At 54.6% G+C, this 6347-nt stretch carries 5 protein-coding genes and 2 pseudogenes; 4 read left to right on the top strand and 3 right to left on the bottom strand.

The window, feature by feature from the left end:
• Nucleotides 1-146 precede the first annotated feature (146 nt).
• Nucleotides 147-255 (bottom strand): annotated as a pseudogene (locus ABKW30_RS29115) (IS110 family transposase); the annotation flags it as partial.
• A gap of 320 nt (nt 256-575) precedes the next feature.
• Nucleotides 576-1559 carry an NAD(P)-dependent alcohol dehydrogenase gene (locus tag ABKW30_RS29110; RefSeq protein WP_348602465.1) on the bottom strand — a complete coding sequence of 328 codons (984 nt, stop codon included), beginning with the start codon at nt 1557-1559 and terminating at the stop codon, nt 576-578.
• A gap of 280 nt (nt 1560-1839) precedes the next feature.
• Here ABKW30_RS29110 and ABKW30_RS29105 point away from each other — a divergent pair, with 280 nt between their 5' ends.
• Both ABKW30_RS29105 and ABKW30_RS29100 read left to right on the top strand, forming a co-directional pair.
• Complete coding sequence (locus tag ABKW30_RS29105) at nt 1840-2142, top strand: hypothetical protein (protein WP_348602464.1); 303 nt, start codon at nt 1840-1842, stop codon at nt 2140-2142.
• Nucleotides 2143-2276: 134 nt separating this feature from the next.
• Nucleotides 2277-2384: pseudogene (locus tag ABKW30_RS29100) on the top strand (IS630 family transposase); the annotation flags it as partial.
• A 15-nt stretch (nt 2385-2399) separates the two neighbouring features.
• Here ABKW30_RS29100 and ABKW30_RS29095 read toward each other — a convergent pair.
• A complete protein-coding gene (locus ABKW30_RS29095) occupies nt 2400-3074 on the bottom strand; it encodes a GntR family transcriptional regulator (protein WP_348602463.1) in 675 nt (224 codons plus the stop codon).
• 244 nt (nt 3075-3318) lie between these two features.
• Here ABKW30_RS29095 and tcuA point away from each other — a divergent pair, with 244 nt between their 5' ends.
• Both tcuA and tcuB read left to right on the top strand, forming a co-directional pair.
• On the top strand, nt 3319-4707 hold the full coding sequence (tcuA, locus tag ABKW30_RS29090) for an FAD-dependent tricarballylate dehydrogenase TcuA (RefSeq protein WP_348602466.1): 1389 nt from the start codon (nt 3319-3321) through the stop codon (nt 4705-4707).
• Nucleotides 4694-5812, top strand: coding sequence for a tricarballylate utilization 4Fe-4S protein TcuB (gene tcuB / locus ABKW30_RS29085; RefSeq protein ID WP_348602462.1), 1119 nt, complete (start codon nt 4694-4696; stop codon nt 5810-5812). Before tcuA ends, tcuB begins: the two co-directional genes overlap by 14 nt.
• Nucleotides 5813-6347: the final 535 nt, after the last annotated feature.

Here is a 6347-nt window from a genome sequence, read left to right as displayed (position 1 = left end):
CAATACCCATAGAACCCCACGCGCGCCCGCGGCTTAGCCCAACACGTTTTTAGCGCACCGTCGCCATCAGTCTTCGCGCGCTCGTCGACGTCAATATCCGCGACGCCACGCTAAAAACGCTCTGCATAATGGTCAGGTGACCATTATTTGACAAACGGCTTCACGTACTGCGGTGCAACGAGCTTCACCTCGTGGCCGAGCCGGACCATCTCGTGGGCCCCGGTAATGCGCGCTGCTGCAAGCCTCCATAACTACAACTACAGGGGCGTGGCCCGTCATGAACTTCGAAAACCCCTCCTTGGAAAGCTTCTTCTTAAACCGCACTTCGCCCGTCATTGCAGCTGAAAACAGACTTTGCCAAGTCTACTCCGATCATTGTATCCTTCGTCACGGTTGCGGTCCTTTCCGCTCAGTGGCCCTTAACACCACTTTTCTGGCACATCTTGATGCCGCCTGGGAGGGCGGCAACCACCCCATCTGTTAGCTGCTGGTTTTCGGTTGTCGGGCACCCGAATCAGACTTATCATAGTGATCAGGCGACAGGCGCTTTGAGCCTTCTTCGGACGTTGGTGTTCCTATGCGATGCTCACGACCAGTTTGCCGAAATGTCCTGCATCGCGTAGTGAATTATAGGCAGCTTCAGCTTCGGCGAACGGAAAGACCTGATCGACCTGCGGCTTGATGCCCGTTTTCACCAGAGCACCGAGTGTCGCGACCGGCCCGACATAGATCCCTTGCAGCGTGATCCTTTTTTCCAGAATCGCGCCTGTGTCAATATGACCGTCAAAGCCGGTCAGCACGCCCATGAGAGAAATACGCCCATCGAACCGGGTGGCCTTGAGCGTCTGACTAAGCGTCGCGGGGCCTACTACATCCACCGCAAGATCAGCACCGACATCATCGGTCAGACGGAGAACTTCTTCCTCCCAAGCCGTCGTGCGGCGATAGTTGATCACTTCATCAGCCCCGAGTGCGCAGGCACGCTCAAGCTTTTCGTCGGAGCTGGAGGTGATGATGACACGAGCGCCCGCCATTTTTGCGAATTGAAGGGCGAAGATGGAGACACCACCCGTTCCAAGGAGCAGGACGGTTTCACCCGGCTGCAATGACCGGCGCTCGAACAGGGCCGAAAACGCGGTCACCCCGGCGCATGGCAAGGTCGCTGCCTCTTCGAACGTCATGGCATCGGGAATGCGCACGATACCGTTCCAAGGAACAACGATACGTTCCGTCAGCACACCGTTCATCGTCTGGCTACCGAGACTTGAGGCCTTCTTGTCGGGTGTGATCGGGCCTTCCACCCATCCAGGCATGAAGCCGATCACAACGCGATCGCCGACCTTCCAATCATCTACGCCTTCGCCAACGGCCGATACAACGCCCGCTCCGTCGGAAAGCGGAACAACGTCCTTGAAGTTGCTGGCGATGACCAGATCCCGGTAGTTCAACGAAGCAGCCCGGAGGTCGACGGCAACTTCGCCCTTCGCCGGCGGGCGCACGTCGGCCCGGGCGAGTTTGAGGCGGGGGTTTTCATTTCCGGTCAGAATATATCGTTGCATGTCGGTATCTCCTTTTCGGATCTCCGGTATAGGTGCCAATTAGAATACTGCGCATTCTGGTATCAATCTCCCGTTCGTGACCTTGTGAGCCTAGAACAGAGCATCAAACAAATCCATTGATGTGTTAAGAGGCGCTTGAGCGCGTTATGATCTCACGAATAGCTTGTGGTAAACAATGCCGCCGGTTGGAGAGGTGCAACATTGATGATGGTGAAGTTCTAGCAGTTGAATAGGAGCCTGTCAGTTGTGGTCTGCCAAAGGTGCATTCAAAAAGTATGCAATGATCACCGATCTCGAATATGCAGTCTTGCGAAAATATTGCGAGCAAGAAGGAAAACCTCTTCCATCGCGAGAAGCAATAAACGTGATCGGCCGCGATAGAAATCCTGTGGGATTTTTGACCGAGATCACCGTCACAAGCGAAGCTTTTGATTGGGAGTGGAGCGACAGAGTCTATCGACACATTCCACAAGCTCTACCGAAGGGTGCAGAAGATACCTTGGGCTTTCTCCTGTTCTTTGAGGGGCAAAGCAACGGTATCAATCGAAGGTTACGTCAATGGCGAGGATTGGCCGGAACCTGAGTTTCCTATTACGTTTATGCCCTCGCCTGTAATTCGAAATATACATTGATGCCCGCGGGATTAAGCGGCATGACGCGAACGATTGTGTGCACCACACTACCGATCATGATTCCATCCGGCTGTCATACGCGGCAAAGGCTGAACGCACCATCGAAGCCCTGTGGGAGGCTGTCAAGGCTATTGGACTGTTCGAACCTCACGAATGCGCAAACTACTTCGCGGCATGCGGATATGATCCATGATAAAGTGAACGCGCTCTAGCTGTTGAAGAGCCGCAATCTGGTGCGCAGGGATTCCTGTATGTGCAATCTTGCCATCTGTTCGGCACGATCGGCATCGCGCCCCGTAATCGCAGCAATGATTTCTCGATGCTCGTTAGCGGCAGTACCCGGACGTTGTTGAACTGTAAAGGTCGTCGGATGCAGAAGCGAAATCCCATCTTGCAGTTCTTCAAGAGCGCCGTCAAGATAGCGGTTTTTTGCTGCTCGGAAAATGGTTTCATGGAACGTCCGGTTAACCTTCGCCATCTCGGCTGGATCGTCATTCAAGGCCTCAAAGCGACCCTCAAGGTCGTTCAGCGCTTCGATTTCCGCGAGCGAAGCATGCCGCGAAGCCAGGCGCGCAGCTGCCCCTTCGAGAATTTCCCGCATCGCATAAAGCTCGAGAACTTCAGCAATGTCGAGGTGACGCACGACCAGACCGCGCCCTGACGCCTGTTCGATGAAACCTGTGGCCATCAGCCTGTTCAAGGCCTCGCGCACGGGTGTTCGACTCACTTTCAGGGTCTGGGCAATTTCGTCTTCCCGCAGCCTGTCGCCGGATCGGTATTGCCCTGAACGCAAAGCCTGTCGAAGCGCGCGGAAGACCGCTTCGCCCAGCGACAATCCGGTTTTCCGGTCCAGCAGTTCCATCCTGGTTGCATTTACCGACATGTGCCCCTCTCGGTCACTCTCTTGAATGCGATTTAAATAATTCGAAAGCACAAATTGTCCCATTGCACAATCCGCGACCTATTTGTATACAAAGATATACAACTCGGAAAGATGGGAAAGACGCCCGCATCATTGTCGTGAACGGGCGCCATCGACAATGGGGAGACACGTCTTGTCATCGCTGGAACTGAAGCAGGAAGGAGTCGTTTCGCAATATCTGCCATCTGGAGACGCCGTGGCGATATTGAACCAACAATATGATGTTGTGGTTATTGGCGGTGGCAATGCCGCATTGTGCGCCGCTATCAGCGCCACAAGAGATGGCGCAAGCGTTCTTGTTCTGGAAGGCGCGCCCAAATTCTATCGCGGCGGCAATACGCGTCACACACGTAACATGCGTTGCGCGCACGACCGCGCGACAAAGATATTAACTGGGCCCTATTCGGAAGAAGAATTCTTCAACGATCTGATGCTGGTCACCGAAAGACAAACTGACGAAGAGCTTGCCCGCTTTATGATCCACGAATCGAAAGAAATCCTCGATTGGATCGTTGAACAAGGTATCCGCTGGCAGCCTTCGCTTGGCGGAACACTCAGCCTCGGGCGCACTAATTCTTTTTTTCTCGGCGGCGGCAGGGCCATGCTCAATGCTCTCTATCGTACTGCCGAACGGCTTGGAATCGAAGTCGTGTATGATGCCGAAGTGGTTGAGCTTGATATTGTCGATGGTGCATTCAAATCCGCCATGGTCAGCCATAGGTGTGGACGATTTGAGGTGAGAGCGACCAGTCTTGTCGCTGCGGCTGGCGGTTTCGAGGCAAACATTGATTGGCTCAAGGAATCCTGGGGCGATGTCGCCAACAATTTCCTTATTCGCGGCACGCCTTATAATCGAGGCTCTGTCCTGCGGATGCTTTTGGATAAAGGTGTTAAAGAGATCGGCGATCCCAAGCAGTGCCACGCCGTCGCTATCGATGCGCGGGCGCCAAAATTTGACGGCGGCATCATTACCCGTCTCGACTGCGTTGTCTTTGGCATTGTCGTCAACAAGGAGGCGCAACGCTTTTACGATGAAGGCGAGGATGTCTGGCCGAAGCGCTACGCCATCTGGGGGCGTCTTGTAGCAGCGCAACCTGACCAGATCGCCTTTATCATCTTTGACGAACCCTCTCTCAAAATGTTCATGCCCTCGCTGTTTCCGCCGATAAAGGCCGACACGATCCCGGAGCTTGCCGAAAAACTTGGACTCGATCCCACAGCGCTCATTGCGACAGTGAATGGCTTCAACAAGGCGGTTAAACCCGGTGCTTTCGATCATACCATTCTCGACGATTGCAGCACCGAAGGGCTCTCGCCGCCGAAAAGCCACTGGGCAAGACCCATCGCCGAGGCGCCTTTCTATGCCTACCCGGTGCGACCCGGAATTACCTTTACCTATCTCGGCACCCGCGTGAACCGTGATGCAAGAATGATCATGGCAGACGGTAGTCTGGCAAAGAATATGTTCGCCGCTGGCGAGATCATGGCCGGCAATGTCCTCGGTAAGGGCTACGCCGCAGGCATCGGAATGACAATAGGCAGCGTCTTTGGACGCATTGCCGGACGGGAGGCTGCTCGCAATGCACGCAACTGAAGCTTTAGCCGAGGCCGATCGCCTGATGACCGTGTGTAATTCCTGCCGCTATTGCGAAGGATTGTGCGCCGTCTTCCCTGCCATGGAAATGCGCCGTGGCTTTGCCGATGGTGATCTCAATTATCTTGCCAATCTCTGCCACGGATGCGGTGCCTGCTACACCGATTGCCAATTCTCGCCACCGCACGAGTTCAACGTAAACGTACCGCAAACGCTGGCAATCGTTCGCAATGATTCCTACAAATCCTACGTATGGCCGCGCGCACTCGCTCCGCTGCTTGTCCGCAACGGCCTCGCAATAAGCCTCATCACGGCTGTCAGCATCGGGCTGTTTTTCTTCGGCTTCATGGCATTCAGCAATTCGGCCGTCATGTTCGGATCCCAGCCAGATCCAAAATTGTTCTATGCGATCATGCCGCACAACACGATGGCACTGATCTTTGGATGCGCCTTCCTTTATGCGATTGTCGCCCTCATCATGGGCTTTCGCCTGTTCTGGAAAGATATCGGCGAGAATGGCGCAACGTTGACCGACCAGATATCCATATGGCAGGCGATAAAAGACACCGCGCAGCTGCGTTATCTTGACGGCGGCGGGGTCGGCTGCTTTAACGAGGACGACCAGCCAACGGATCGCCGCCGGCTTTATCATCACTTCACTTTCTATGGCTTCCTGCTGTGCTTCGGTTCAACCAGCGTGGCCACGCTATACCATTATCTCCTTGGCTATCATGCGCCCTACCCTTGGTATGATCTACCGGTCATCCTCGGCACTATCGGCGGGATCGGCCTTGTCATTGGACCGGTTGGCCTGTTTTTTGCCAAGTCCAAGCGCGATCCCGCCTTACAGGACAAAAGCCGCAAGGGAATGGACATCGCCTTTATAGCTATGCTGTTTCTCGTGGGACTGACGGGGCTGCTCCTCCTGATCCTGCGCACAACGCCCGCAATGGGAACCCTCCTCGCGCTCCATCTCGGTTTCGTGTTCGGGTTCTTCATCACCATGCCATATGGCAAATTCGTCCATGGCATTTATCGCTTTGGTGCGCTCATCCGCTATGCCAAGGAACGGTATGCGATGACGGAAGCTGCGTCCATCGCCTGACGGATGTCACCGGGCATCGCAGTTAGTGAGTGTGTGGGTTCCACGCGCAATAGCTCGGCAGCTCGGGCGTGCCTCGGCCCGATAGCATCTGTCAAGGTTTCGAACTCGTGAGTTAGGCACACATTCCGAGTCTCGCGTGTGTTACATAAAGACCAGGAAGCTTCCAGGAGTCGATACGATCGCCCACCTGAATTGCTAGATTATGGCGGACCGTTGTAGGTAGCTGTCACTCACGGCTCAACTCGGCCACGATGGAATTTGTCGGCGACTTGGTATGCTATAGCGTCGGCTTTTCTGACAGAATCGAGATGCTTTTCTGAAATGTGATTTCATGATTCACTTCCTGCTGGAGGTGATTTGCAATGACCAAGGCTTGCTCGCTTGATCTTCGGCAACGGACAGTGCGGCTTGTAGAGGCAGGTCATTCCCGTCATGCGGCTGCCCATCATTTTGGCGTCTCGGTATCGTTTGCTGTAAAATTGATGGCCTCTTTCAGCGCTACCGGGAGCGTTGCAGCCAAACCGGAAGGTGGCTG

This window comes from Phyllobacterium sp. SB3, from assembly GCF_040009165.1.
Taxonomy (GTDB): Bacteria; Pseudomonadota; Alphaproteobacteria; order Rhizobiales; family Rhizobiaceae; genus Phyllobacterium.
This window is presented reverse-complemented; position numbering and strand designations above follow the sequence as displayed.

Coding starts and splice junctions, on each gene's coding strand:
- ABKW30_RS29110 (WP_348602465.1), bottom strand. CDS start 1,559: ATGCAACGATATATTCTGACCGGAAATGAAAACCCCCGCCTCAAACTC.
- ABKW30_RS29105 (WP_348602464.1), top strand. CDS start 1,840: ATGATCACCGATCTCGAATATGCAGTCTTGCGAAAATATTGCGAGCAA.
- ABKW30_RS29095 (WP_348602463.1), bottom strand. CDS start 3,074: ATGTCGGTAAATGCAACCAGGATGGAACTGCTGGACCGGAAAACCGGA.
- tcuB (WP_348602462.1), top strand. CDS start 4,694: ATGCACGCAACTGAAGCTTTAGCCGAGGCCGATCGCCTGATGACCGTG.